The sequence below is a fragment of the Streptomyces sp. NPDC026515 genome (assembly GCF_055567595.1).
The window spans coordinates 201,712-224,391 of the sequence record NZ_JBVHQD010000008.1 but is presented as its reverse complement, the minus strand read 5'-3'; the positions used below and the strand labels follow the sequence as shown (position 1 = coordinate 224,391).

25 protein-coding genes and 1 pseudogene are annotated in these 22,680 nt (G+C 69.2%); 14 read left to right on the top strand and 12 right to left on the bottom strand.

Annotated features, from left to right (window positions below; all coding sequences use genetic code 11):
* Window positions 1-46: 46 nt before the first annotated feature.
* Complete coding sequence (femX, locus tag ACZ4O3_RS18690; RefSeq protein ID WP_362716876.1) at window positions 47-1,168, bottom strand: peptidoglycan bridge formation glycyltransferase FemX; 1,122 nt, start codon at window positions 1,166-1,168, stop codon at window positions 47-49.
* A gap of 166 nt (window positions 1,169-1,334) precedes the next feature.
* On the bottom strand, window positions 1,335-1,637 hold the full coding sequence (locus tag ACZ4O3_RS18685; RefSeq protein ID WP_362716879.1) for a hypothetical protein: 303 nt from the start codon (window positions 1,635-1,637) through the stop codon (window positions 1,335-1,337).
* A 266-nt stretch (window positions 1,638-1,903) separates the two neighbouring features.
* Between ACZ4O3_RS18685 and rpsF the strand changes: the two genes are divergently transcribed.
* From rpsF to rplI, 4 genes are all read left to right on the top strand, one after another.
* Window positions 1,904-2,194, top strand: a complete 291-nt coding sequence (gene rpsF, locus ACZ4O3_RS18680) for a 30S ribosomal protein S6 (protein ID WP_005482942.1) — start codon at window positions 1,904-1,906, stop codon at window positions 2,192-2,194.
* A 74-nt stretch (window positions 2,195-2,268) separates the two neighbouring features.
* Entirely contained in the window at window positions 2,269-2,862 is a 594-nt protein-coding gene (locus ACZ4O3_RS18675) for a single-stranded DNA-binding protein (RefSeq protein ID WP_362716882.1), read from the top strand.
* A 47-nt stretch (window positions 2,863-2,909) separates the two neighbouring features.
* Window positions 2,910-3,146, top strand: a complete 237-nt coding sequence (rpsR, locus tag ACZ4O3_RS18670; protein WP_006381652.1) for a 30S ribosomal protein S18 — start codon at window positions 2,910-2,912, stop codon at window positions 3,144-3,146.
* Window positions 3,147-3,164: 18 nt separating this feature from the next.
* On the top strand, window positions 3,165-3,611 hold the full coding sequence (gene rplI, locus ACZ4O3_RS18665; protein WP_351934107.1) for a 50S ribosomal protein L9: 447 nt from the start codon (window positions 3,165-3,167) through the stop codon (window positions 3,609-3,611).
* Window positions 3,612-3,771: 160 nt separating this feature from the next.
* Here the strand turns inward: rplI and ACZ4O3_RS18660 are convergent, their stop codons facing one another.
* Entirely contained in the window at window positions 3,772-5,109 is a 1,338-nt protein-coding gene (locus ACZ4O3_RS18660) for an MATE family efflux transporter (protein WP_467723033.1), read from the bottom strand.
* A 460-nt stretch (window positions 5,110-5,569) separates the two neighbouring features.
* Here ACZ4O3_RS18660 and dnaB point away from each other — a divergent pair, with 460 nt between their 5' ends.
* Window positions 5,570-7,045 carry a replicative DNA helicase gene (gene dnaB, locus ACZ4O3_RS18655; protein ID WP_384991059.1) on the top strand — a complete coding sequence of 492 codons (1,476 nt, stop codon included), beginning with the start codon at window positions 5,570-5,572 and terminating at the stop codon, window positions 7,043-7,045.
* A gap of 55 nt (window positions 7,046-7,100) precedes the next feature.
* The gene (locus ACZ4O3_RS18650) at window positions 7,101-8,486 is read left to right on the top strand and encodes a serine hydrolase domain-containing protein (RefSeq protein WP_467723031.1); all 1,386 of its coding nucleotides are present in this window, start codon (window positions 7,101-7,103) and stop codon (window positions 8,484-8,486) included.
* Window positions 8,487-8,554: 68 nt separating this feature from the next.
* Here the strand turns inward: ACZ4O3_RS18650 and ACZ4O3_RS18645 are convergent, their stop codons facing one another.
* Window positions 8,555-9,007: a GNAT family N-acetyltransferase gene (locus ACZ4O3_RS18645; protein WP_467723029.1), complete on the bottom strand. Its 453-nt coding sequence runs from the start codon at window positions 9,005-9,007 to the stop codon at window positions 8,555-8,557.
* Window positions 9,008-9,017: 10 nt separating this feature from the next.
* A complete protein-coding gene (locus ACZ4O3_RS18640) occupies window positions 9,018-9,476 on the bottom strand; it encodes a MarR family winged helix-turn-helix transcriptional regulator (protein WP_362726827.1) in 459 nt (152 codons plus the stop codon).
* A gap of 143 nt (window positions 9,477-9,619) precedes the next feature.
* Between ACZ4O3_RS18640 and ACZ4O3_RS18635 the strand changes: the two genes are divergently transcribed.
* Window positions 9,620-10,828: an MFS transporter gene (locus tag ACZ4O3_RS18635; RefSeq protein ID WP_467723027.1), complete on the top strand. Its 1,209-nt coding sequence runs from the start codon at window positions 9,620-9,622 to the stop codon at window positions 10,826-10,828.
* A 110-nt stretch (window positions 10,829-10,938) separates the two neighbouring features.
* Window positions 10,939-11,355, top strand: a complete 417-nt coding sequence (locus ACZ4O3_RS18630) for a GlcG/HbpS family heme-binding protein (RefSeq protein WP_362726833.1) — start codon at window positions 10,939-10,941, stop codon at window positions 11,353-11,355.
* Between the two features lie 83 nt (window positions 11,356-11,438).
* On the opposite strand, the gene ACZ4O3_RS18625 is transcribed toward ACZ4O3_RS18630, so the two are convergent.
* Window positions 11,439-12,305, bottom strand: a complete 867-nt coding sequence (locus ACZ4O3_RS18625; RefSeq protein ID WP_467723025.1) for a GNAT family N-acetyltransferase — start codon at window positions 12,303-12,305, stop codon at window positions 11,439-11,441.
* A 194-nt stretch (window positions 12,306-12,499) separates the two neighbouring features.
* Between ACZ4O3_RS18625 and ACZ4O3_RS18620 the strand changes: the two are divergent.
* Window positions 12,500-13,132: pseudogene (locus ACZ4O3_RS18620) on the top strand (haloacid dehalogenase-like hydrolase).
* Window positions 13,133-13,414: 282 nt separating this feature from the next.
* Window positions 13,415-14,893 (top strand): globin domain-containing protein, encoded by a 1,479-nt coding sequence (locus ACZ4O3_RS18615; protein ID WP_467723023.1) that lies wholly within the window; start codon window positions 13,415-13,417, stop codon window positions 14,891-14,893.
* A gap of 4 nt (window positions 14,894-14,897) precedes the next feature.
* On the opposite strand, the gene ACZ4O3_RS18610 is transcribed toward ACZ4O3_RS18615, so the two are convergent.
* From ACZ4O3_RS18610 to ACZ4O3_RS18590, 5 genes are all read right to left on the bottom strand, one after another.
* A complete protein-coding gene (locus tag ACZ4O3_RS18610) occupies window positions 14,898-15,380 on the bottom strand; it encodes an NUDIX domain-containing protein (RefSeq protein ID WP_467723022.1) in 483 nt (160 codons plus the stop codon).
* A gap of 86 nt (window positions 15,381-15,466) precedes the next feature.
* The gene (locus tag ACZ4O3_RS18605) at window positions 15,467-16,372 is read right to left on the bottom strand and encodes a LysR family transcriptional regulator (protein ID WP_467723020.1); all 906 of its coding nucleotides are present in this window, start codon (window positions 16,370-16,372) and stop codon (window positions 15,467-15,469) included.
* Window positions 16,373-16,603: 231 nt separating this feature from the next.
* Window positions 16,604-17,758: a cystathionine gamma-lyase gene (locus ACZ4O3_RS18600; RefSeq protein ID WP_467723018.1), complete on the bottom strand. Its 1,155-nt coding sequence runs from the start codon at window positions 17,756-17,758 to the stop codon at window positions 16,604-16,606.
* Window positions 17,755-18,246 carry a low molecular weight protein-tyrosine-phosphatase gene (locus ACZ4O3_RS18595; protein ID WP_467723016.1) on the bottom strand — a complete coding sequence of 164 codons (492 nt, stop codon included), beginning with the start codon at window positions 18,244-18,246 and terminating at the stop codon, window positions 17,755-17,757. Before ACZ4O3_RS18595 ends, ACZ4O3_RS18600 begins: the two co-directional genes overlap by 4 nt.
* Window positions 18,247-18,253: 7 nt before the next feature.
* Window positions 18,254-18,631 carry a phage holin family protein gene (locus ACZ4O3_RS18590; RefSeq protein ID WP_362717568.1) on the bottom strand — a complete coding sequence of 126 codons (378 nt, stop codon included), beginning with the start codon at window positions 18,629-18,631 and terminating at the stop codon, window positions 18,254-18,256.
* 60 nt (window positions 18,632-18,691) lie between these two features.
* Between ACZ4O3_RS18590 and ACZ4O3_RS18585 the strand changes: the two genes are divergently transcribed.
* The 4 genes from ACZ4O3_RS18585 (at window position 18,692) to ACZ4O3_RS18570 (ending at window position 20,927) form a co-directional block, all read left to right on the top strand.
* Entirely contained in the window at window positions 18,692-19,009 is a 318-nt protein-coding gene (locus tag ACZ4O3_RS18585) for a cupin domain-containing protein (protein ID WP_362717571.1), read from the top strand.
* A 168-nt stretch (window positions 19,010-19,177) separates the two neighbouring features.
* The gene (locus ACZ4O3_RS18580) at window positions 19,178-19,390 is read left to right on the top strand and encodes a DUF5326 family protein (RefSeq protein ID WP_351748160.1); all 213 of its coding nucleotides are present in this window, start codon (window positions 19,178-19,180) and stop codon (window positions 19,388-19,390) included.
* Window positions 19,391-19,601: 211 nt separating this feature from the next.
* Window positions 19,602-20,390, top strand: a complete 789-nt coding sequence (locus ACZ4O3_RS18575; RefSeq protein WP_362717574.1) for an IclR family transcriptional regulator — start codon at window positions 19,602-19,604, stop codon at window positions 20,388-20,390.
* A gap of 99 nt (window positions 20,391-20,489) precedes the next feature.
* Window positions 20,490-20,927 (top strand): SsgA family sporulation/cell division regulator, encoded by a 438-nt coding sequence (locus tag ACZ4O3_RS18570; protein ID WP_362717576.1) that lies wholly within the window; start codon window positions 20,490-20,492, stop codon window positions 20,925-20,927.
* Window positions 20,928-21,068: 141 nt separating this feature from the next.
* Here the strand turns inward: ACZ4O3_RS18570 and ACZ4O3_RS18565 are convergent, their stop codons facing one another.
* Window positions 21,069-22,601, bottom strand: a complete 1,533-nt coding sequence (locus tag ACZ4O3_RS18565) for a YibE/F family protein (RefSeq protein ID WP_362717579.1) — start codon at window positions 22,599-22,601, stop codon at window positions 21,069-21,071.
* Between the last annotated feature and the right edge of the window lie 79 nt (window positions 22,602-22,680).

Here is a 22,680-nt window from a genome sequence, read left to right as displayed (position 1 = left end):
TGGATGGCTGGGGTGTGTAAGGGCTATAGAAGCACGGAGCGTGACGTCAGCGGCGCGACATGTAGATGTCGAGCGCCTTGTGGAGCAGCTTGTTCAGCGGGAAGTCCCATTCGCCGAGGTACTCGGCGGCCTGGCCACCGGTGCCCACCTTGAACTGGATGAGGCCGAAGAGGTGATCGGTCTCGTCCAGCGAGTCCGAGATGCCGCGCAGGTCGTAGACGGTGGCGCCGAGCGCGTAGGCGTCGCGCAGCATCCGCCACTGCATGGCGTTGGACGGACGCACCTCGCGGCCGATGTTGTCGGAGGCCCCGTAGGAGTACCAGACGTGGCCGCCCACGATCAGCATGGTCGCCGCGGACAGGTTGACCCCGTTGTGCCGGGCGAAGTAGAGCCGCATCCGGTTGGGGTCCTCGGTGTTGAGGGCCGTCCACATGCGCTGGAAGTACGACAGCGGTCGCGGCCGGAAGTGGTCGCGCACGGCCGTGATCTCGTACAGCCGCTGCCACTCCGCGAGGTCCTGGTAGCCGCCCTGGACGACCTCGACGCCGGCCTTCTCGGCCTTCTTGATGTTGCGCCGCCACAGCTGGTTGAAGTTCCGGTGGACCTCTTCCAGGGAACGGTTCGCCAGCGGCACCTGGTAGACGTAGCGCGGCTGCACGTCACCGAATCCGGCGCCGCCGTCCTCGCCCTGCTGCCAGCCCATCCGGCGCAGCTTGTCGGCCACCTCGAAGGCACGCGGCTCGATGAAGTCGGCCTCGATGTCGCGCAGGCGCTTGACGTCCGGGTTCTGGATGCCGGCCTTGATGGAGTTGGCCTCCCAGCGCCGGATGATCACAGGCGGGCCCATCTTCACGGAGAACGCGCCCTGTTGCTTGAGGTGGGCCAGCATCGGCTGGATCCACTCGTCGAGATTGGGCGCGTACCAGTTGATGACCGGGCCCTCGGGAAGGTACGCCAGGTAGCGCTTGATCTTGGGCAGCTGGCGGTACAGCACCAGGCCCGCGCCGACCATTTCGCCGGTGCGTTCGTCGAACCAGCCGAGGTTCTCCGAACGCCACTCCGCCTTGACATCCGCCCAGGCCGGGACCTGCATGTGGCTAGCCGCAGGCAGGCTCTGGATGTATGCCAGATGCTGTTCGCGGCTGATGGTCCGCAGGGTCAGGCTCATGTCGGGGCGCTCCTCGGGCTGGTGTGTCCCCATGGGTACAGGGGCTCCGGCTCTCGCGCCGAAGCCTACTGCGCCTTGCCCGCGGCCCGACTGGGCGTACACCACCTACGCCCCGGCACCGTTGCGGCCGGGGCGTGGCGCGGTGGTACGGAAGGGGCCCGGGGGCCTATCCGAACAGGCCGCCGTGTGCCATGCCGATGAAGAAACCGATGCCCGCGGCACCGAGACCCAGGATCGTGCCGAAGCGCTCGCGTGTGGTGATCGAGACCCACTGCCCGTACAGGCCGGTGAAGATGCCGATCAGACCTGCCCACGAGCTGAGCAGGTGCAGGCTGTGGAAGAACGACGTGATGAAGGCGATCAGCCCGAGCGCCAGCGTCACGGCCATCAGCGAGTCCTGCAGCGGATGGGTCTTGCCGTCGGTGGCGAACAGGGATCCGGCGGTGTTGGGTCGCAATGCCTGTGCCATAGGGCACCTCCTGCGGAAAGCGGCGCATGGTAGCGCCGTACACACCCGATGTGTACAGATTGAGGGCCGCGGCGGCCGGATTTCAACCGGAAGCAGGTGTGCGGGTAGTGTGTACCCTCTGCACCGGTGTCTGCCCAGGCCCGCGGCCGGGGATCCCGAGGGAAGCCCCCCGCATGTCAGTGGCGGCCGATACCGTTGCGTACGCATCACAACCCTCCTGCCACGGAACGACCGTGGCCGCTGAGTCCAAAGGAGGTGGGTTCCACATGCGTCACTACGAGGTGATGGTCATCCTCGACCCCGATCTGGAGGAGCGCGCTGTCGCCCCTCTGATCGAGAACTTCCTCTCCGTCGTCCGTGAGGGCAACGGCAAGGTGGAGAAGGTCGACACCTGGGGCCGTCGTCGTCTCTCGTACGAGATCAAGAAGAAGCCCGAGGGCATCTACTCGGTCATCGACCTGCAGGCCGAGCCTGCGGTCGTCAAGGAGCTCGACCGCCAGATGAACCTGAACGAGTCGGTCCTCCGGACCAAGGTCCTCCGTCCCGAGACCCACTGAGCTTCCAGCTCAGCTGATCTCGGGTTTCGAGTAGCAGCAAGCAGCCAGCAGCAAACCCGCCGAGAGGTTCCCCCATGGCAGGCGAGACCGTCATCACGGTCGTCGGCAATCTTGTCGACGACCCCGAGCTGCGCTTCACCCCGTCCGGTGCGGCGGTCGCGAAGTTCCGCGTCGCGTCCACTCCCCGCACCTTCGACCGCCAGACGAACGAGTGGAAGGACGGCGAAAGCCTCTTCCTGACCTGCTCGGTCTGGCGTCAGGCGGCGGAGAACGTCGCCGAGTCGCTCCAGCGAGGCATGCGCGTCATCGTGCAGGGCCGGCTGAAGCAGCGGTCCTACGAGGACCGTGAGGGTGTCAAGCGCACGGTCTACGAGCTGGACGTCGAGGAAGTCGGCGCCAGCCTGCGGAACGCCACGGCCAAGGTCACCAAGACCGCCGGTGGTGGCGGCCGCGGTGGCCAGGGCGGCGGTTTCGGCGGCGGTGGCGGCCAGGGTGGCGGCAGCTGGGGCGGCGGCTCCGGTGGCGGCCAGCAGGGCGGCGCCCCCAGCGACGACCCCTGGGCCTCCGGCGCTCCCGCCGGCGGCGGCAACCAGGGTGGCGGCGGTTGGGGCGGTGCCTCCGGCGGCAGCGGCGGTGGCGGCGGCTACTCGGACGAGCCCCCCTTCTAGGGAATCGGGCTCGCATCCCCACTTCTTGATCACACAGGAGAAACACCATGGCGAAGCCGCCTGTGCGCAAGCCTAAGAAGAAGGTCTGCGCGTTCTGCAAGGACAAGGTCCAGTACGTGGACTACAAGGACACGAACATGCTGCGGAAGTTCATTTCCGACCGCGGCAAGATCCGTGCCCGCCGCGTGACCGGCAACTGCACGCAGCACCAGCGTGACGTCGCCACGGCCGTCAAGAACAGCCGTGAGATGGCGCTGCTGCCCTACACGTCCACCGCGCGATAAGGGAAGGGTGACCGACACATGAAGATCATCCTCACCCATGAGGTCTCTGGCCTCGGTGCCGCCGGCGACGTCGTGGACGTCAAGGACGGATACGCTCGCAACTACCTGATCCCGCGGAAGTTCGCTATCCGCTGGACCAAGGGTGGCGAGAAGGACGTCGAGCAGATCCGTCGTGCTCGCAAGATCCACGAGATCCAGACCATCGAGCAGGCCAACTCCGTGAAGGCCCAGCTCGAGGGTGTCAAGGTCCGCCTGGCGGTCCGCTCCGGCGACGCCGGTCGTCTCTTCGGTTCCGTCACCCCGGCTGACGTCGCTTCGGCGATCAAGGCTTCCGGTGGCCCCGAGGTCGACAAGCGCCGCATTGAGCTGGGCTCGCCGATCAAGACACTGGGCGCCCACGAGACGTTCGTGCGTCTGCACCCCGAGGTTGCCGCCAAGGTCAACATCGAGGTCGTCGCGGCCTGAGGCCGTGTTCGGACCGAGCAGTAGCTGAGAGGGGCCGTACCCGTGAGGGTGCGGCCCCTCTCAGCTGCCGACGAGGGGGGGCACGGCGGGTGTTTCACGTGAAACGTGACGGCTCGTGGTGTTTCACGTTTCACGTGAAACACCCGGTGGGCCGGACGGGTCAGCGCGTTGCGCCGGTCACGATCCAGCGGCCCGAGCGGGTACGCAGCCAGAGGGTCAGCATCCGGGTGGCCATCATTACGGTCATGGCTCCCCAGAGCGCCGTGAGCCCGCCGCCGAGCCCGGGGGCCAGGAGCGCCACCGGTGTGAAGACCGCGAGTGTCACGACCATGGCCCCGGCCAGGTACGGCCCGTCTCCCGCACCCATCAGAACGCCGTCGAGGACGAAGACCACGCCGGAGATCGGCTGGGAGAGTGCCACGATGACCAGCGCGGGCAGCGCGATGTCCTGCACGGTCGGATCGCTCGTGAACAGCGGCAGGAAGAGCGGTCGGGCGGCCACCACGAGTAGTCCCAGGACCACCCCGACGGCGATGCCCCACTGGACCATGCGCCGGCAGGCCTCACGGGCACCGGCAGTGTCGCCCGCGCCGAGATGACGGCCGATGATGGCCTGCCCGGCGATGGCTATCGCGTCCAGGGCGAAGGCCAGCAGGCTCCACAGCGACAGCACGATCTGGTGGGCCGCGATGTCGGCATCGCCCAGCCGGGCAGCCACGGCCGTAGCGATCATGAGGATGGCGCGTAGCGAGAGAGTCCGGACGAGCAGAGGGACGCCGGCCTGTGCTGACGCCCGTATCCCGGCGCCGTCGGGGCGAAGGGATGCTCCGTGCTTGCGGGCTCCCCGCACGACGACGGTCAGATAGACCGCCGCCATCGCGTACTGGGCGATGACGGTGCCCCAGGCGGAGCCCGCGATGCCCAGCCCTGCACCGTAGACCAGCCCGGCATTGAGACCGGCGTTGGCGACGAAACCGGCGACGGCGACGTACAGCGGGGTCCGGGTGTCCTGGAGGCCACGGAGAACGCCGGTGGCGGCGAGCACCATCAACATGGCCGGGATGCCCAGTGAGGAGATCCTCAGGTAGGTCGTCGCGTAGGGACCCGCGGTGGCCGAAGCTCCGAAGATGTCCACGATGCCCGGTGCCAGGGGCAGGGCGACGGCGATGACGCCGGCGCCGAGCAGCAGCGCCAGCCAGATGCCGTCCATGCCCTGACGGATGGCGGCCGGGAGATCGCCCGCTCCGACCCGCCGGGCGACGGCCGCCGTGGTGGCGTAGGCGAGGAAGACGAAGACACTCACGGCGGTGGTGAGGAGCGCGGAGGCGACACCGAGACCGGCGAGCTGTGCGGTGCCGAGATGGCCGACGATCGCGCTGTCGGCCATGACGAAAAGCGGCTCGGCGACCAGTGCGCCGAAGGCCGGGACCGCCAGTGCGACGATCTCTCGGTCGTGCTGCCGCCGGGTGGCCTCGGGGATCGCGGGAGCCTGTGACATGGGCACTAATGTAATCGTCCACAGGTAAGAGATGCAATTACATACTGACCCTTACTGAAGCTTGTGTGCGCCATGCTTTCACGGAGCGTTCGAAGGGATCTTGATCCGACTGGGAAAGTTTTTCTTCTGCACAGCCGGTGGATGGGAAATGGGCAGGTCAGGGCCACTGGCGGCGAAAGATCGAGGGCTTGTTCACAGGGCTGTCCACCGGGTCGTGCACAGGTTTCGGCAGGTTCTCCACAGCATACGGGCCGTCGTCCACATGGCCTGTGGATAACCAGATTGGCTGACGGTGCCCGCGGGCCTACCGTGGTCCGGCGCCCACTCCTCCTCATGGCCTCGGAAACCTCACAAAACCGACGCGCCCGGAACCGGAACGGGGCGTCCAGGTATGTCAGTGCCGTGCCGTAGAAATGAGGCCACGGCGAGGTCCGCCGGGCGGACGGGAGGAGGTGGCTCGGTGAGTATTTCCGAGCCCTTGGACGATCCGTGGGCCGAGGCCGGTCCCAGCGATCGCCTGCCCGCCTCCCGCGGACGCGGCGAGAGCGGCCGAGGACGGGACGACCGTCACGACCGCGGCCGGGACAGCGGTGACTGGGACGGCGGGGGGACCCCCTTCGAGCGGGTCCCCCCGCAGGACCTCGACGCCGAACAGTCCGTGCTCGGCGGCATGCTGCTGTCCAAGGACGCCATCGCCGACGTCGTCGAGATCCTCAAGGGCCACGACTTCTACAAGCCCGCCCACGAGACGATCTACCAGGCGATCCTCGACATCTATGCCAAGGGTGAGCCGGCCGACCCGATCACCATCGCCGCCGAGCTCACCAAGCGCGGCGAGATCAACAAGGTCGGCGGGGCCTCCTATCTGCACACCCTCGTCCAGACGGTGCCGACGGCGGCGAACGCCGAGTACTACGCGGAGATCGTCCACGAGCGGGCTGTGCTGCGCCGGCTGGTCGAGGCCGGAACACGCATCACGCAGATGGGATACGCGGCCGACGGTGACATCGACGAGATCGTCAACAGTGCCCAGGCCGAGATCTACGCCGTCACCGAGCAGCGGACCAGTGAGGACTATCTGCCGCTCGGCGACATCATGGAAGGCGCTCTCGACGAGATCGAGGCGATCGGCTCCCGCACCGGTGAGATGACCGGTGTTCCCACCGGTTTCACAGACCTGGACTCGCTCACCAACGGCCTGCATCCGGGCCAGATGATCGTCATCGCCGCCCGGCCCGCCATGGGTAAGTCCACCCTCGCACTGGACTTCGCCCGAGCCGCTTCGATCAAGAACAACCTGCCCAGCGTCATTTTCTCCCTCGAAATGGGCCGCAACGAGATCGCGATGCGCCTGCTGTCCGCGGAGGCCCGGGTCGCGCTGCACCACATGCGCTCCGGCACGATGACCGACGACGACTGGACCCGGCTCGCCCGTCGGATGCCGGACGTATCGGCCGCGCCGCTCTACATCGACGACTCCCCGAACCTGTCGATGATGGAGATCCGGGCCAAGTGCCGACGGCTCAAACAGCGCAACGACATCAAGCTCGTGATCATCGACTATCTCCAGCTGATGCAGTCCGGAGGCAAACGCTCCGAGAGCCGTCAGCAGGAGGTCTCGGACATGTCGCGAAACCTCAAGCTGCTGGCGAAGGAGCTGGAGGTCCCGGTGATCGCGCTGTCACAGCTCAACCGTGGTCCCGAGCAGCGCACGGACAAGAAGCCGATGGTGTCCGACCTGCGTGAGTCCGGCTCCATCGAGCAGGACGCCGACATGGTCATCCTGCTTCACCGCGAGGACGCCTACGAGAAGGAGTCACCGCGCGCGGGCGAGGCCGACATCATCGTCGGCAAGCACCGAAACGGTCCGACCGCGACGATCACCGTGGCCTTCCAGGGCCACTACTCCCGTTTCGTGGACATGGCACAGACCTGATCCGCCCCACCGAAATGAACTCGACGCAGCTCAGCCCACCGGGTGGACTGGGCCCATGACGACATCTCAGGAAGAGCTGCTGCCCGCCACCCGGCGGGCGCTGCTGCATCGGATCGCCGTGGCCCAGGCCGAGGGGCGGGCGCCGTCCCTGGTGGCGGCGGTCGTGCGGGGCGGGCGGGCGGTCTGGCTCGGGGCGCGGACCTCGGTGTCCGGGCATGAGCCGGACGGGAACGTGCAGTACCGGATCGGCTCGATCACCAAGACGTTCACGGCCGTTCTGGTGCTCCGGCTGCGCGACGAAGGGCTGCTCGATCTCGGCGATCCACTGGAGAAGTACCTGCCGGGCACCGGCGCGGGGGAGGCGACGATCGCCGAACTGCTCGCGCACACCGCCGGTTTGGCGGCCGAGTCGCCCGGACCCTGGTGGGAGCGCACTCCGGGCTCGCTGCGGCCGGAGCTCGGTGATGTCCTCGGTGAGCAGCCTCTCCTGCACCCGGTCGGCCGTCGGCACCACTACTCCAACCCCGGCTACACCCTGCTCGGCGCCCTGGTCGAGGAAGTCCGCGGGGCCCCCTGGGAGGAGGTGCTCCGGCGGGAGGTGCTCGAACCGCTGGGTCTGGACCGTACGAGCGCCCAGCCACAGGCGCCGCACGCGGGCGGCTGGGCGGTGCATCCGTGGGCCGACGCGATGCTCCCGGAGCCGCTGGAAGATCTCGGCCGGATGGCACCGGCAGGACAGCTCTGGTCGACCACCGATGACCTCGCCCGGTTCGCCGTGTTCCTGGCGGCCGGTGACGACCGTGTTCTGAGTGCGGAGTCCGTGCGGGAGATGCGTATTCCGGCGGCCCCTGCCGAGCCTGCCGATGTGCTGGACGGTGCCACGTACGGCCTCGGTCTCCAGGTCCAGCGTCGTGACGGCCGGCTGCTGTGCGGGCACTCCGGGTCTCTGCCCGGCTTTCTGGCCAACCTCACCATCAGCGTGGACGACGACGTGGCGGCGGTGGTGCTCGCCAACTGCACCTCGGGGCCGGCGCTGTCCGCTCTCGGCGCCGACCTCGTCCGTATCGTCGCGGAGGCCGAACCGCGTATCCCCGAACCTTGGCGGCCCCTGGCCCAGGTCGAGCCGTCGGTCCTGGAACTGGCGGGCCAGTGGTACTGGGGTACGCACCCCTTCGCCCTGCGGGTGACGGCCGACGGGCTGGTCTCGCTCGGGCCGCTGTCGGGCGCGGGCCGCCGCGCGCGTTTCCGGGCCAACGGCGACGGCACGTGGATTGGCCTTGAGGGCTACTACGCCGGAGAGGTTCTGCGGCCCGTACGGCGACCGGAGGGCACCGTGAGCCACCTGGACCTGGGCTCGTTCGTGTTCACGCGTCAGCCGTACGAGGAGGCGGCTCCTGTGCCCGGCGGGGTGGACCCCGAGGGATGGCGGGGGATCGGCTAGACGGGGCGGGGGTGGCGTTTCACGTGAAACGCCACAACCGGAACGCGTGGCCCGTCGGTTCCCGGCCGTCAGATCTCAAGCTTGAAACCGAGGTGTGAACCGGTGAAACCGAGCCGCTCGTAGAAGCGGTGGGCGTCGGTGCGCGACGCGTCCGAGGTCAGCTGCACCAACTGGCAGCCCTGACGGCGGGATTCCTCTATCGCCCACTCGATGAACCGGGTGCCCAGACCGCCGCCGCGCTCGTCCGCATGGACGCGTACGGCCTCGATGATCGACCGGGTGGCGCCGCGCCTCGACAGCCCGGGAATGATCGTGAGCTGGAGCGTGCCGACGACACGGCCCTCGCGTACGGCGACCACCACCTGCTGGTTGGGGTCGGCGCTGAGCCGCTCCAGGGCGCGGAGATAGGGGGCCAGGTCGTCCGGCGATTCCCGCCGGGCGCCCAGCGGGTCGTCGGCGAGCATGCCGACGATGGCCGGGACGTCATCGGGGACCGCGGCGCGTATGTCAAGATCTCCCATGCCTGCCAGCCTATGCGGGCACGTTCAGCGATTCCACGACCCGCACCAGGGGAGCCAGCTCGGGGTTTCTGGCCGCCTCGTCGAGCGCTTCACGCAGGGCGCTGTCATTGGTGGGGCGAGCCTCTTCGAGCAGCCGCAGCCCCGTCTCCGTGACGTTGGTGTAGATGCCGCGCCGGTCGGTCGGGCAGAGGTAGCGCTCCAGGAGGCCCCGGTCTTCGAGCCGTGTCACCAGTCGGGTGGTGGCGCTCTGGCTCAGGACGACCGCGTCGGCGACCTGCTTCATCTGCAGGTGGCCCCCTTCGTCGTCGTGCTGCCGGCTGAGGACGTCCAGCAGGGAGTATTCGCGCACGCTGAGGTCGTGCTTCCCCTGGAGGGCGCGCTCGATGTGTGCCTCGATCCTCCCGTGGAGCAGGGAGAGGGCGCACCAGCCCTGGGCAAGGGCGGTGAGCGCGGGGTCTGTCGCTGTCATTGACGTGTTCCTCCGTCCCGGAGCGGCTGAAACCAGGATAGAGCAGGTACGCAATATCCTGCGGTTGCGCATAGCCCGCGCATGCAATTAATGTGGTCGCACGCTAAGCGCACCTGCACAATCGTCTGGGAAGGTGTACCCCCATGCCTCTCGCGCTTCTGGCCCTCGCGATCGGGGCCTTCGGAATCGGAACGACCGAATTCGTGATCATGGGTTTGCTGCCCGAGGTCGCGAGCGACTTCGGGGTCTCCATCCCCACCGCCGGCCTGCTGGTGACCGGCTACGCGCTCGGTGTGGTGATCGGCGCCCCGTTGATGACCGTCCTGGGCACCAAGGTCCCGCGCAAGCGGATGCTGATGGTGCTGATGGGGTTGTTCATCGCGGGCAATCTGCTGTCCGCCGTCGCCCCCACCTTCGCCGTGATGCTGATCGGCCGTGTCGTCGCCTCCCTCGCCCACGGCGCCTTCTTCGGTATCGGGTCGGTCGTGGCGGCCGAACTGGTCGCTCCGAGCAAGAAGGCCGGGGCCATCGCGATGATGTTCACCGGACTCACCGTCGCCAACGTCGTCGGTGTCCCGCTCGGCACCCTGGTGGGACAGCACGTCGGCTGGCGCGTCACCTTCGGCATCGTCGCCGCCCTGGGCGTGATCGGCCTGGCCGGCATCGCCAGGCTGGTGCCGGAGCTGCCCAGGCCGGAGGGCGTGCACCTGCGGCACGAGCTGGCCGCGTTCAAGAACACCCAGGTCCTGCTCGCCATGGCGATGACGGTCCTCGGCTTCGGCGGGGTCTTCGCGGCCATCACCTACATCGCGCCCATGATGACCCATGTCGCCGGCTTCGCCGATGGCTCCGTCACCTGGCTGTTGGTCCTGTTCGGCCTCGGCATGGTCGGCGGCAACCTGGTCGGCGGGAAGTTCGCCGACCGCGCCCTGATGCCCATGCTCTACGTGTCACTGGGCGCCCTGGCCGTCGTCCTCGCCCTTTTCACGGTCACCGCGCACAACAAGATCGCGGCCGCCGTGACCGTCGCCCTGATCGGCGCCCTGGGCTTCGCGACCGTGCCGCCGCTGCAGAAGCGGGTCCTCGACCAGGCGCACGGTGCCCCCACCCTGGCCTCGGCGGTGAACATCGGCGCCTTCAACCTCGGCAACGCCCTGTCCGCCTGGCTCGGCGGCATGGTGATCGCCGCGGGCTTCGGCTACACCTCCCCCAACTGGGTCGGTGCCGCACTCGCCGTGGCCGCCCTGGTCCTCGCCTTCCTGTCGGCCGCGCTGGAGCGCCGCGACAGCGCCCCGAGCGCCGTGGCCCCCGTCGGTGGGCGGGCGGAGCAGCCGGAGCCGGTCCGCCACTGAGCCGACCGCAAGGTCACAGGGGCGGGTCCGGCAGCGGCCGAGCCCTGGGCCACCGGGTGCCTCCCGGCCCGCCATCCGTTTTTCAGCACCGTCCAAGGAGAACCACCCACATGAGCACCACCGTCGCCCCCCTCACCGTCCAGGACGCCGAACTCCTGATCGGCGAGGCCCGGCGGGCCGCAGAGGCGGCCGGGGTCACCGTCAGCGTCACCGTCCTGGACGCCGGAGGTCATCTGCTGGCCTTCCGGCGGGACGACCGCGCCGTGCTGATCTCCGGCGAGACCAGCACCCGCAAGGCCTACACGGCGTTGCAGCTGGACAGTCCCACCGCCGACCTCGTCGACGCCGTCCAGCCCGGCGGCCTCTTCCACACCCTGCCCACAGCGCTCGACCGGCCCCTGCTCTTCATCGCGGGCGGTGTCCCCGTCCACCGCGACGGCAGGCTGATCGGAGCCGTCGGTGTCGGCGGCGGTGCTCCCGACCAGGACCACGGCATCGCCACGGAGGCCGTACGCGCCCTCGCCTGACCGCGGCCCTCGTCCGAGCGCATCGATCAGCGCGGAACGCCGGCTCCCCCCAGGGGGCCGGCGTTCGCCGTACCGGCGGAGCCTCAGCCCGCCGCCACGGTCAGCGGAGCGAATCGCCGGGTCCAGTCTCCCGGCAGTTCCGTGATGCCGTAGGTCATGACGGAGTTCACGGCGACGGAGGCCAGCCCGCGCTTCTTCGACCATGCCAGCAGTTCCTCGTGCCGGACGTCGATGTCGGTGCGAAGCGGTCGGTCGGTGTGGGCGGCGAGCGAGGCGATGAGCGACTTGGCCGTCTCCGTGTCGCGTGCGATCAGCGGCCCGACGACATGGGTCTCCATGTTGGGCCAGGCGGCCGCGAAGCCGACGACCTGGCCGTCGTCCACGGCCACACGCAGTTGGTCCGAGAACGCGGGCAGGCGGGCGATGAGAGGCGTGCGGTCGGTGCCGAACACCTCCTCGTCCAGCCGCACGATGCGGCCGAGGTCCTCGGCCGAAGCCGGCCGAGTCGGCACCTGGGGCTCCGCGCCGCCCGGGGTGAAGTGCCCGGTCAGCATCTCCGAGTGTCCCGTGGTCTTGAACCCCAGTTCCTCGTAGAGCGGACGCCCGTACGGAGTCGCGTACAGGGTCAGAGGAGTCGTGCCCATCGCCGCGACGATGTGGCGCATCAGGCGGCGCCCGATTCCTTGACGGGCATGTCGAGCGGCGACCAGGACCATACCGATCGCGCCGAGTTCAGGGCGTTCCCCCGAGCCGTACTCCGTGACGACGCAGGCGGCTACCAGGCCTCCGCCGGGATCGTCGATGCCGTAGCCGGTGCCGGCCGTGAGGAGCAGGCGCCACTTGTGTTCCTCGCGCGGCCACCCCCGGTCCTCGGACAAGTCGGCGCAGGCGGTGAGATCGTGCGGCGTCAGTCGGCGAATGGGCAGAGAGCAGGCGGCAGGAGTGGGCACGCAGGTCAGGCTGTCCGACCGGTACCCACGGCGTCCACCTGTTTCGAGGTAGACGCACGCGCTTTTGGCCATGCCGTAGCCGTGCGCACAGCCTCTGGACAGACGGGAGACGTTTCACGTGAAACATCGCTCCAGAACCGCCGCCCGAGAACTCCTTCCGGAGGGGTGTCACCTTCCCGCCAGCCTCGGGACCCATGGCCAGACTGCATCTCTTCGATCTCGACGGCACCCGGCTGCACGGCACCTCCGCCCCCATCGAGATCCCGTCAACTCGGTCTGGAAGCCGAGACACTGGAGCTTGACCGGGCGATCGCGGCAGGACGGACAGCGCCTCGGGAGTATGCGGCACGGGTCTACGCCCTCTGGGCGGAGCTGACCGACGCGCAGGTGGCCGTCGCGTTCGACGGAGCGCCTTGGCTGGCCCGTATCCGGGATGTCTGGGCCGAGCCAAGGGTGGCAGGGGCCCATAGCGCGGTGGTCTCGCTCTCACCCTCGTTCTTCGTGGAACGGCTACTGGGGCTGGGGTGTCCATGCGACGTTCGGATCGCGTTTTCTCGGCGGTGCCGTTCGTCGAGCCGGTGGACCCGGCGGGCATCCTTGATCCTGCGGCCAAGGTGACCATCGTAGACCGCCAGTGCGCGGAGTTCGGGGTCGGCCGGGTCGACTGTGTCGCCTACGGGGATTCGATGTCGGACAGGGAACTGTTCGCGGTGGTCCCGGCGTCCGCGGCGGTCACCGGGGACGGACATCTCGCTGGTCTCGCGACGTACTCGTACACGGGCCGGGATCTGTGGGATGCCTATGAATTGGCGCGTGACACCCGGTAATTGAGGGACCTTGTGGTTCGCCCGTTGTCGGATTGGTGGGGGAGACAGGGGGGACTTGTGTGCAGGGCGGCGGCCGGTAGGGTCGACTCCGGTTCCTGCCGGGACGAGACGTCCCGGCGGGAGTGACTACGGTCCATGTCACACTTTCGCCTTACTTGTCCCTACGCGGAGGAAGCGCGGGTTCAATGTGGCCGTGTCGGCCGCAGGCCGTACCGGGAAGAGCCGGCCGTCAACGGGGGAACACAAGCACCTTCCGAGTGAAGTGCGCAGACCGACCGAAAGATGTTCGAGGCGAGGCACACCATGGATGCTCCGACCACCACGTCGGCGGGCAACGACGGGGCCGGCGGAAGCAGCTGGTTCACGTCCCCCAGTAACACCTCGGTCGAGCCCGCCGCCGAACATCCGGTCGTGGCACCAGGCGGACGGCGGGAGACGCCACAGGGCCACCCTCCCGCGTCCGGAGAGGCCTCGGAGCGAATACGGCCGGCGGAGGAGGCGTCCCGCCTCCAGGACCCCGCCCAGGCCCCTCCCGCCGGGCAGCACGCGGCCCCCGGCCTCTTCGTACCCACGGCGGGACGGCCGGTACCCCCGGCGGCCGGACAGCGTGTCCCGCCGCAGCGTCCCGCGGAGCAGGCCACGGCCGCCTCCCCGGACGCCGTCCGCATCCGCGGCACCATGGCCGAGGTCGGTCCGGTGGCCGACAAGGTGACCTCGTACTTCTACGCCCTGCTCTTCGTGCGTCATCCCGAACTGCGCGCACTGTTCCCGGCCGCCATGGACACCCAGCGGGACCGGCTGCTGAAGGCGCTGCTCACCGCGGCCGAGCACATCGACAACACCCCCGTCCTGGTCGAGTACCTGCAGAATCTGGGCCGCGGCCACCGCAAGTACGGAACCCGCCCGGAGCACTACCCGGCGGTCGGCGAATGCCTCATCGGCGCGTTGAGCAGGTACGCCTCGGCCGTCTGGGACCGGGAGACGGAGGCCGCCTGGGTGCGGGCCTACACGACGATGTCCCAGGTGATGATCGACACGGCGTCGGCGGACGAACTGCGCGCACCGCCCTGGTGGCATGCACAGGTCGTCGCTCACGACCTCAGGACCGCGGACGTCGCGGTGCTCACGGTCCGCCCGGACCAGCCGTACCCCTTCCTCGCGGGCCAGTACACGAGCATGGAGACGCCTTGGTGGCCGCGGGTCTGGCGGCACTACTCCTTTGCCTCAGCGCCCCGCTCGGACGGGCTCCTGACGTTCCACGTGAAGGCCGTCCCGGCGGGCTGGGTCTCCAACGCGCTGGTGCACCGCGCCCGCCCCGGCGACGTCATCCGCCTCGGCCCGCCCGTCGGCTCGATGACCGTCGACCACACGAAGGACAACGGACTGCTCTGCCTGGGCGGCGGCACCGGCATCGCCCCCATCAAGGCGCTGGTCGAGGACATCGCCGAACGCGGCGCTCGCCGCCCGGTCGAGGTGTTCTACGGCGCCCGCACCGACCACGACCTGTACGACATCGACACCCTGCTCCGGCTCCGGCAGAGCCACCCCTGGCTCTCGGTCCGCGCGGTCGTCGACCAGCAGGCGCATCTCCAGCTCCCCGACGCCATCCGCGCCTACGGGTCATGGAGCGAGTACGACGCCTACCTCTCGGGCCCGCCCGGCATGATCCGCAACGGCGTGCACGCACTGCGGGACGTCGGCATCCCGGCGCACCGCATACGGCATGACTCGGTCGAGGAACTGGTCGTCGTCGGCGACTGATCCGTCACCCGAGGTCGGGGGCGTGCATGGCCCGTACTCCCTCGATGTTGCCGTCGAGGTAGTGCCGCAGCGAGAGCGGTACGAGGTGCACGGAGGCGATCCCGACGCGGGTGAAGGGGACGCGCACGATCTCGTACTCGCCGGCGGGCTCATCGATCTCGGGGCCGTGTCGCAGGGACGGGTCCATCGACTCCAGCCGGCAGACGAAGAAGTGCTGCACCTTCACGCCGGTGGTGCTGCCGCTGTCGCCGATGTGTTCCACGGTGTCCACGAAGCAGGGCACCACGTCGATGATCTTGGCGCCGAGCTCCTCGTGCACCTCGCGGTGCAGGGCGTCGACGACAGTGGTGTCCTCCTGCTCGACCCCGCCACCGGGAGTGACCCAGTAGGGATCGACACCTGGCTTGGTGCGCTTGATCAGAATCAGGTCGTCGCCGTCCAGGAGAACGGCACGTGCGGTGCGCTTGACCACGGGTCGGACGGTCATGGGAGAAATGTGGCCCACCTGGTTCCACGTGAAACATCGCGAAGCGCCACCGTACGGCTGCATCGCGTCAATACCGCCTGATGCGCTCAGCCCCAGTCCGCAGCGGCGTGGTGGAGCCACTCGTGTGCCCGCGCCACATGCGGCATGGCGAGCGTGCCCGTCCGTACGACCAGGAAGTAGGTCCGCAGCGGGGGGATCGAGGGCTCGTGCAGCGCCATGACCTGGCCGCGGTCCAGGGCGGCCGCGCACAGATAGCGGGGCAGCACGGCGAGGCCGGCACCTGCGACCGCGCAGGCGAGGACCGCACGCAGATCGGGTACGACGACGGTGCCGGAGGCGGCCGGCCGGGCGTCGAAGACGGAACCCCAGTAGCGCGAGACGAAGGGCAGCGACTCGTGGACCTCGACGACGGGCAGGTTGTCCAGGACCGGTGCTCCCTTGTCGCGGACCGTCTCGGTGCCGATCTCCTCGGCCCAGCGGGGAGCTGCGACCAGTACGTGCTCCTCGTCGCAGAGGGCGGTGGCGGTGAGCAGGGTGCCACGTGGCCGGGCGGTGCTGATGGCGAGGTCGTGATGTCCGGCGGACAGCCCTTCCAGGGCCTCCTCGGCATTGCCGAACGAGGCGCGCAGCGCGAATCCCTGGCCGCCGTCGCCGGCCAGCTCCGAGAGGGCGGGCAGCGCTCGCTCGGCGGTGAACTCGGGCGGGCCGGCGAGATGCAGGGTACGTACCGAGGACTCGTCGTCGAGGCCGCGTCCCGCTATCTCGACCAGTGCGTCGAGGTGCGGGGCGGCTTTGTGGGCGAGCTCGTCTCCGATGGACGTCGGGGTCACCCCGCGGGCCTGCCGCAGGAAGAGGGGACGCCCCAGCTGTCTTTCCAGGGTGCGGATCTGGGAGGTCACGGCCGGCTGCGAGAGTCCGAGCAGGGCGGCGGCGCGGGTGAAGGAGCCGGCCCGGTGCACGGTCACGAAGGTCCGCAGCAAGGCCAGGTCCATCGTCCGCCCTTTCGTTCGCCCTGCCCCGTGCCGGCCCTCGGGGCAGGCCCCCAACTATAAATAAGTCGATAGGTCTCTGTCCCTACAGTGATTGGACACTGACGTAGAGTCAACTAGCCTTGGTCGCGCGGTTCTTGGCGCGCGGGAACCGGGACGGTCCGAGCCACGAGGGGGGAGGCTCGGACCGTCCGTCATACGTGGTCGGATCGGGCGTGGGCGTCCGTAATCCGGTCACCGGTCCGACTCGTCGAGGGCGCGGAGCACATCGGCCACCAGGTCCTCGGGATCCTCGGCACCGACCGAGAGCCGGATGAAGCCCTCCGGTACGTCGTCCCCGCCCCAGCGCCGCCGCCGCTCGGCCGTGGAACGCACCCCGCCGAAACTCGTCGCGTCGTCGACCAGCCGCAGGGCTTCCAGGAAACGCTCGGCACGCGCGCGCGTGGGCAGCGTGAAGGAGATCACCGAACCGTAGCGCCGCATCTGCTGCGAGGCGATCTTGTGCGCAGGGTCGTCCGGCAGCCCCGGGTAGCGCAGTCCGGTCACGTCCGGCCGTTCGCGGAGCGCCTCCGCGAGCACCAGGGCGGTGGCGTTCTGCCGGTCGACCCGCAACTGGAGGGTGGCCAGGGAGCGATGGGCGAGCCAGGCCTCCATGGGCCCGGAGATCGCTCCGATGATCTTGCGCCAACGGCGTGCGGCGGCCATGGCCTCCGTGTCGCGCCCGGTGACGTACCCGAGCAGGACGTCCCCGTGGCCGGTGAGCTGCTTGGTGCCGCTGGCGACGGAGAAGTCGGCGCCCAGTGCCAGCGGCCGCTGGCCGAGCGGGGTGGCGAGGGTGTTGTCGACGGCGACGAGGGCCCCACGTGCGTGTGCCGCCTCGGTGAGCCGCCGGATGTCGCACACGTCGAGCCCGGGGTTGCAGGGCGACTCGATCAGCAGCAGCTTCGCCCCGTCCAGGACGTCGAGCTGGGCGTCGCCGGCGGTCGGCGCGGTGCGCACCTCGATGCCGTAGGCCTCCAGCTGGGCGCGGATCAGGGGCAGCACCTGGTAGCCGTCGGACGGCAGCACGACCGCGTCGCCCGCGCGCAGCTGCGAGAAGAGCACGGCCGCGATGGCCGCCACGCCGGACGCGAACACCAGCGTCCCGACGTCCTCGCCGGGCGCCTCCAGCTCGCCGATGGCACGCTCCAGATGGGTCCAGGTCGGGTTCTCGTCCCGTCCGTAGGCGTACGGTCCGCTGACCTCGCCCGGCAGATGGAAGTGTGCGGCGAACACCGGCCCGGGCAGGGTCGGCTCGTTCCTGACCGGCTCGGGCAGTCCCGCGCGCACCGCGCGCGTGCCCTCACCCGTCACGGGACCACAGTCGGAGTGCGAGCTCGTTTCGCTCATGCCGGCGTTCCCTCCACTTCGTCGCGTACCGCGGCGAGCAGGCCCTCGCCCGCCGCCTCCACCATCTCAAGACACTCCTCGAAGCCGTCCATACCGCCGTAGTAGGGATCCGGTACGTCGAGGTCGTCGGCGGCATCGGGGTCGTAGGAGCGCAGCAGGCGCACCTTGCGGGCGTCCTCCTCGGTGGGAGCGAGACGGCGCAGGGCCTTGAGGTGGCCGGCGTCGAGAGCGATCACGAGATCGAGGCGGTCGAACCAGGACGCCTGGAACTGACGCGCGGTGTGGTCGCCGTCGTAGCCGTGCCCCTGGAGGACGCGGACCGTGCGCGGGTCGGCGCCGTCGCCCTCGTGCCAGCCGCCGGTGCCGGCGCTGTCGACCTCGACGCGGTCGGCGAGCCCGGCCTCGGCTATGCGGGCCCGGAAGACGGACTCGGCCATCGGGGACCGGCAGATGTTGCCGGTGCAGACGAAGCAGACGCGGTAGGTCATGGGGGGCTCAGTCCGTGTCGGGAAGGATCATGTTCAGGGCCCAGGACACGATCGAGATGATCAGGCCGCCGAGGACGGCCGTCCAGAACCCCTGCACGTGGAAACTCAGGTCGAGCTTGTCGCACACCCATGACGTCAGCAGCAGCATCAGCGCGTTGACCACCAGGGTGACCAGGCCGAGCGTGAGGATGAACAGCGGGAAGGTGAGGATCTTCACGACCGGCTTGACCAGGAAGTTGACCAGGCCGAAGACGAGGGCGACCAGGATCAGCGTCCAGACCTTCTTGGTGGTGCTGTCCCCGGTCAGAGTGATCTTGTCGAGCAGCCACACGGCGACGGCGAGGGCGCCCGCGTTGGCGATCGTCTTGACTACGAAATTCTTCATGTGTCTGATCGTGGCAGACGAGATCGGATGCAAGCAGTGAGGCGAGGGCGAACGACGGCGATGAAGGCATTCCGGCTGGACGAACTGGAGGCGGAACGCGCCGCCAACGACGGGGCCTACCTGCAGTTTCTGCGGGAGCGGAACATGTCGGTCGGCCTCTACGCGCTGGACGCGGGCGGGCAGGACCCGCAGAAGCCGCACAACCAGGACGAGGTCTACTTCGTCGTCAGCGGCCGCGCGGCGATCACCGTCGGCCTGGAGACCACGCAGGTGGCCCGGGGCAGCGTGGTGTACGTGCCGGCCGGGGTGGCCCACAAGTTCCACCACATCAGCGAGGACCTGAGGGTTCTGGTCGTCTTCTCTCCGCCCGAGGCCTGACCCCTTCCTCGGGGTTCCCTAGGGGAGAGGTCAGGGGAGGACAAGGGATGGCAGCCCCCCGCCCGCCCCCCTCGCGGCTCTAGCATCGAGTGCAGGACATCGCATCGTGCGGCACGCACGAGACCGACCGCACGTGCGCAAGCGCACGGGAAAGCAGAGGGCAGGGCAATGCGAGAGATCTTCACGGGTCTGCCGTGGTGGGTGAAGTGGATCGCGGTGCCGGTCATCGCGCTGGTGGTGTTCGGCGGTCTGATCGGCTCCATCGTCGGCTTCCTGGCCTACCTGCTCTTCAAGCTGCTGATCTTCGTGGCACTGGTCGGCGGACTGATCTACGTCGTGCGGAAGTTCATGTCGAACTCCTCGTCGAAGAGCGATTGGTGAGGACCCTGGGAATCGGTGACCGGTAACAGGAATCACCGGTTCCCTCGGGGGAGGGAAGTTTCCCGCAGGGGCCGACCGGGAGCGTCGGCGGACGGTTAGAGTCGCTGACCCCCTCGCGCTCCGGGAGTGACCCTTGGCCACGCTTGACGCCCCCTCCGCACCCACGGAACACCCATCACCCCCCACTCAACGCCGGTCCAGCACACCCCCCGTGCAGCGGCCGGCCACCCCGTCCGACCCCGCGCAGTCGCACTCGGCCACCCTCATCGGCTCCGTGCAGCGTGCGATGCGCCTGCTGGAGAGTGTCGCCGGACACGAACACGGCGCCCCCGCCAAACAACTGGCGCGCGAGACCGGCCTCGCGCTGCCCACCGCCTACCACCTGCTGCGCACCCTGGTCCATGAGGGCTATCTGCGCCGTGACAAGGGGCTCTTCTTCCTCGGTGAGGCCGCCGAGCGGCTGAGCAGCAGCGGGGCGCAGCAGAAACGTCGCAGCGCGGTCGTCGACACCCTCGCCCACTGGCGGGACGCGATCGGTGCGCCGGTGTACTACGCGATGTACCGAGGCGGCGAGATCGAGGTCGTGTGCGTCTCCGACTCCCCGGGCACCCCGGCGGTCGAGGAGTGGGCCGACTTCCGCGAGACGGGCCACGCCCATGCCATCGGCCAGTGCCTGCTCTTCCAACTGGACGAGAACGCCCGCCGCGATCACCTCGACCGCTATCCCCTGGGGACCCTCACCCCGTACACGGTCCGTGACAGCCACACGCTGCTGAGGCGGCTGGAGCGGACACGGCGGATGGTGCCGTTGGTGGAGCGCCAGGAGTACGCGCTGGGCACGGTGTGCGCGGCGGTCCCCATCACCGTCGGCACCACTGCCGCCACGGTGGCCATCTCCCTCCCCCTCCACCAGGCCGACCGGCTGCTGCCCGCCGCCCGGCAGTTGCAGGCGGAGGTGGGGAGGCACCTGGGCTCCCTGGCGATCGCTATCAGTATCTGAAAAATCACTCCTTGTGATCTGCTGTGTACGTTCAGCAAGATTTGACCACCATCAAAGGGATAAAACCCGGCCAGTCGGTGTCATATGACGGGGTAGGCGATGCGCGAGTCCGTACAAGCAGAAGTCATGATGAGCTTTCTCGTCTCGGAGGAGCTCTCCTTCCGCATCCCCGTGGAGTTGCGCTACGAGACCTGTGATCCGTATGCCGTGCGGCTCACTTTCCACCTGCCCGGGGACGCGCCGGTGACCTGGGCTTTCGGCCGCGAGCTGCTGATCGACGGAGTGGGCCGGCCGTGCGGGGAGGGTGATGTGCACATCGCCCCCGCCGACGCCGAGGTGCTGGGCGAGGTGCTGATCAGGCTTCAGGTCGGTGGCGACCAGGCGGTGTTCCGGTCATCGGCACCGCCACTGGTGGCGTTTCTCGACCGGACCGACAAGCTGGTGCCGTTGGGGCAGGAAGGGGCGCTCGCCGACTTCGACGCCCATCTCGAAGAGGCCCTGGACCGCATCCTGGCAGAGGAGCAGAGCGCGGGCTGAAACACGACGGCACCGGCCGCGAGCCGCTCCGCCGAACCGCATGAGGATGCGCAGGAACGCTTCTGCGATTCTTTGGGCGGGCGGCGGAACGCTGCTGTCCGTGCGCACCGCCGTGCACCGCACACGGCCCACTCGGAGCCCTCAGTGCTTCCGGCGCCGCCCGCGCCCGCCGCGCGCCGGAGCCTCCACCGGCGCGACCGCCTCCTTGGCCGGCCGGTCGGCCGACACCACCAGGGCCGCCAGCAGCGTGGTGACGGGCACCGAGGCGACCAGGCCGATCGAACCGACCAGCGTGCGCACGATCTCCTCGGCGACCAGCTCACTGTTGGCAACGGTCGCCACGCTGCTCTGCGCGATGGAGAAGAGCAGCAGCAGCGGCAGCGCGGCGCCCGCGTAGGCCAGGACGAGAGTGTTGACGACCGAGGCGATGTGGTCGCGGCCGATGCGGATGCCTGCCCGGTACAGCCCGCGCCAGCCCATCGTCGGGTTGGCCTCGTGCAGCTCCCAGACGGCCGAGGTCTGGGTCACCGTCACGTCGTCCAGGACACCGAGGGAACCGATGATGACGCCGGCCAGCAGCAGACCACTCATGTCGATCGACGGGTACAGGCCGTGGATCAGGCCGGTGTTGTCGTCGGTGTTGCCCGTGAGTGCGGCCCAGTCGATGAACTCCGAACCGAGGACACCGATCAGGCACAGCGAGATCAGCGTGCCGAGCACCGCCACCGAGGTCCGGGCCGACAGGCCGTGGCACATGTACAGGGCGATCAGCATGATCGCACTCGACCCGACCACCGCCACCAGCAGCGGATTCGAGCCCTGCAGGATGGCCGGCAGGATGAAGAGCGTCAGCACCATGAAGCTGACGGCGAGTGCGACGAGCGCCATCACACCGCGCAGCCGGCCCACCACGACGACGGCGAGCGCGAAGATCCCGGCCAGCAGCGCCATCGGGAACTTCCGGTTCACATCGGTGACCGAGTACTGCAGGTCCTTGGGCGCCGAGGGCTCGTAGGCGACCACGACCTTCTCGCCCTCGTCCAGCTGACGTGACTGGTCGGGCTGGACGATCTCGGTGAACGTACGGCCCTTGTCCTTGCCGGTGTCGACTCGGACCGTGGCCTTCTTGCAGGTGCCGTCCTCCTCCTGCTTCCCCGAGTTGCCCTCCTCGGCGGAGGTGTCGCCGGTCGAGCCGCCCCCGGAGGCGTTGACCGACTTGCAGCTGACCGAGACGACCTCGGTGACGGTGGCCTGCTGCGTCTGGCGGTCGAAGCCGACACCGGTGCGTTCGTGCGACGGGGCGCCACCGGGCCACAGCACCACGAGGCCGACCACGACCGCGGCGGTGAAGGGGATCAGGATCGCCGCGATGACCTTGCGCAGATGCTGGGAGACGGGCGCGGCGGGCCCATGGCTGTGGCTGTGTGAGTGCCCGTGTCCGCCGCCTGGCCCGGAGCCGCCCTGGCCGGGTCCCTGGCCGGGTCCCTCACCGGGCGGGTGGCCGTGGGCATGGCCGTCCTCGTGACCGTGGGCGTGTCCCTGGCCGTACGGGTGGCTCTGCCCGTGGTCGTGTCCGGCACCGTCGCCCCCGTGGCCGGTTCCGCCGCCCTGCGCGGCGCCGTTGCCGCGCCTCGGGTCGGGGGGCGGGTAGGGGTGCTGCTGTGTCGTGGTCACCGCCAGATCATCGCAAGAACGGCAGGGGCCCTCTGTTCACCGCGCCCGAATTGACGCTAGCGTGGAGGCACCTTTGCAC

Excerpts from the sequence above, each read along its gene's own strand:
- ACZ4O3_RS18685 (WP_362716879.1), bottom strand. The coding sequence starts at position 1,637 with ATGGCACAGGCATTGCGACCCAACACCGCCGGATCCCTGTTCGCCACC.
- ACZ4O3_RS18640 (WP_362726827.1), bottom strand. The coding sequence starts at position 9,476 with ATGACAGCGACAGACCCCGCGCTCACCGCCCTTGCCCAGGGCTGGTGC.
- ACZ4O3_RS18615 (WP_467723023.1), top strand. The coding sequence starts at position 13,415 with ATGTTCGAGGCGAGGCACACCATGGATGCTCCGACCACCACGTCGGCG.
- rplI (WP_351934107.1), top strand. The coding sequence starts at position 3,165 with ATGAAGATCATCCTCACCCATGAGGTCTCTGGCCTCGGTGCCGCCGGC.
- ACZ4O3_RS18585 (WP_362717571.1), top strand. The coding sequence starts at position 18,692 with ATGAAGGCATTCCGGCTGGACGAACTGGAGGCGGAACGCGCCGCCAAC.
- ACZ4O3_RS18650 (WP_467723031.1), top strand. The coding sequence starts at position 7,101 with ATGACGACATCTCAGGAAGAGCTGCTGCCCGCCACCCGGCGGGCGCTG.
- ACZ4O3_RS18605 (WP_467723020.1), bottom strand. The coding sequence starts at position 16,372 with ATGGACCTGGCCTTGCTGCGGACCTTCGTGACCGTGCACCGGGCCGGC.
- ACZ4O3_RS18675 (WP_362716882.1), top strand. The coding sequence starts at position 2,269 with ATGGCAGGCGAGACCGTCATCACGGTCGTCGGCAATCTTGTCGACGAC.
- ACZ4O3_RS18645 (WP_467723029.1), bottom strand. The coding sequence starts at position 9,007 with ATGGGAGATCTTGACATACGCGCCGCGGTCCCCGATGACGTCCCGGCC.
- ACZ4O3_RS18590 (WP_362717568.1), bottom strand. The coding sequence starts at position 18,631 with ATGAAGAATTTCGTAGTCAAGACGATCGCCAACGCGGGCGCCCTCGCC.
- femX (WP_362716876.1), bottom strand. The coding sequence starts at position 1,168 with ATGAGCCTGACCCTGCGGACCATCAGCCGCGAACAGCATCTGGCATAC.
- ACZ4O3_RS18580 (WP_351748160.1), top strand. The coding sequence starts at position 19,178 with ATGCGAGAGATCTTCACGGGTCTGCCGTGGTGGGTGAAGTGGATCGCG.
- ACZ4O3_RS18660 (WP_467723033.1), bottom strand. The coding sequence starts at position 5,109 with ATGTCACAGGCTCCCGCGATCCCCGAGGCCACCCGGCGGCAGCACGAC.
- ACZ4O3_RS18595 (WP_467723016.1), bottom strand. The coding sequence starts at position 18,246 with ATGACCTACCGCGTCTGCTTCGTCTGCACCGGCAACATCTGCCGGTCC.
- rpsR (WP_006381652.1), top strand. The coding sequence starts at position 2,910 with ATGGCGAAGCCGCCTGTGCGCAAGCCTAAGAAGAAGGTCTGCGCGTTC.
- ACZ4O3_RS18635 (WP_467723027.1), top strand. The coding sequence starts at position 9,620 with ATGCCTCTCGCGCTTCTGGCCCTCGCGATCGGGGCCTTCGGAATCGGA.
- ACZ4O3_RS18630 (WP_362726833.1), top strand. The coding sequence starts at position 10,939 with ATGAGCACCACCGTCGCCCCCCTCACCGTCCAGGACGCCGAACTCCTG.
- ACZ4O3_RS18610 (WP_467723022.1), bottom strand. The coding sequence starts at position 15,380 with ATGACCGTCCGACCCGTGGTCAAGCGCACCGCACGTGCCGTTCTCCTG.
- ACZ4O3_RS18600 (WP_467723018.1), bottom strand. The coding sequence starts at position 17,758 with ATGAGCGAAACGAGCTCGCACTCCGACTGTGGTCCCGTGACGGGTGAG.
- rpsF (WP_005482942.1), top strand. The coding sequence starts at position 1,904 with ATGCGTCACTACGAGGTGATGGTCATCCTCGACCCCGATCTGGAGGAG.
- ACZ4O3_RS18570 (WP_362717576.1), top strand. The coding sequence starts at position 20,490 with ATGCGCGAGTCCGTACAAGCAGAAGTCATGATGAGCTTTCTCGTCTCG.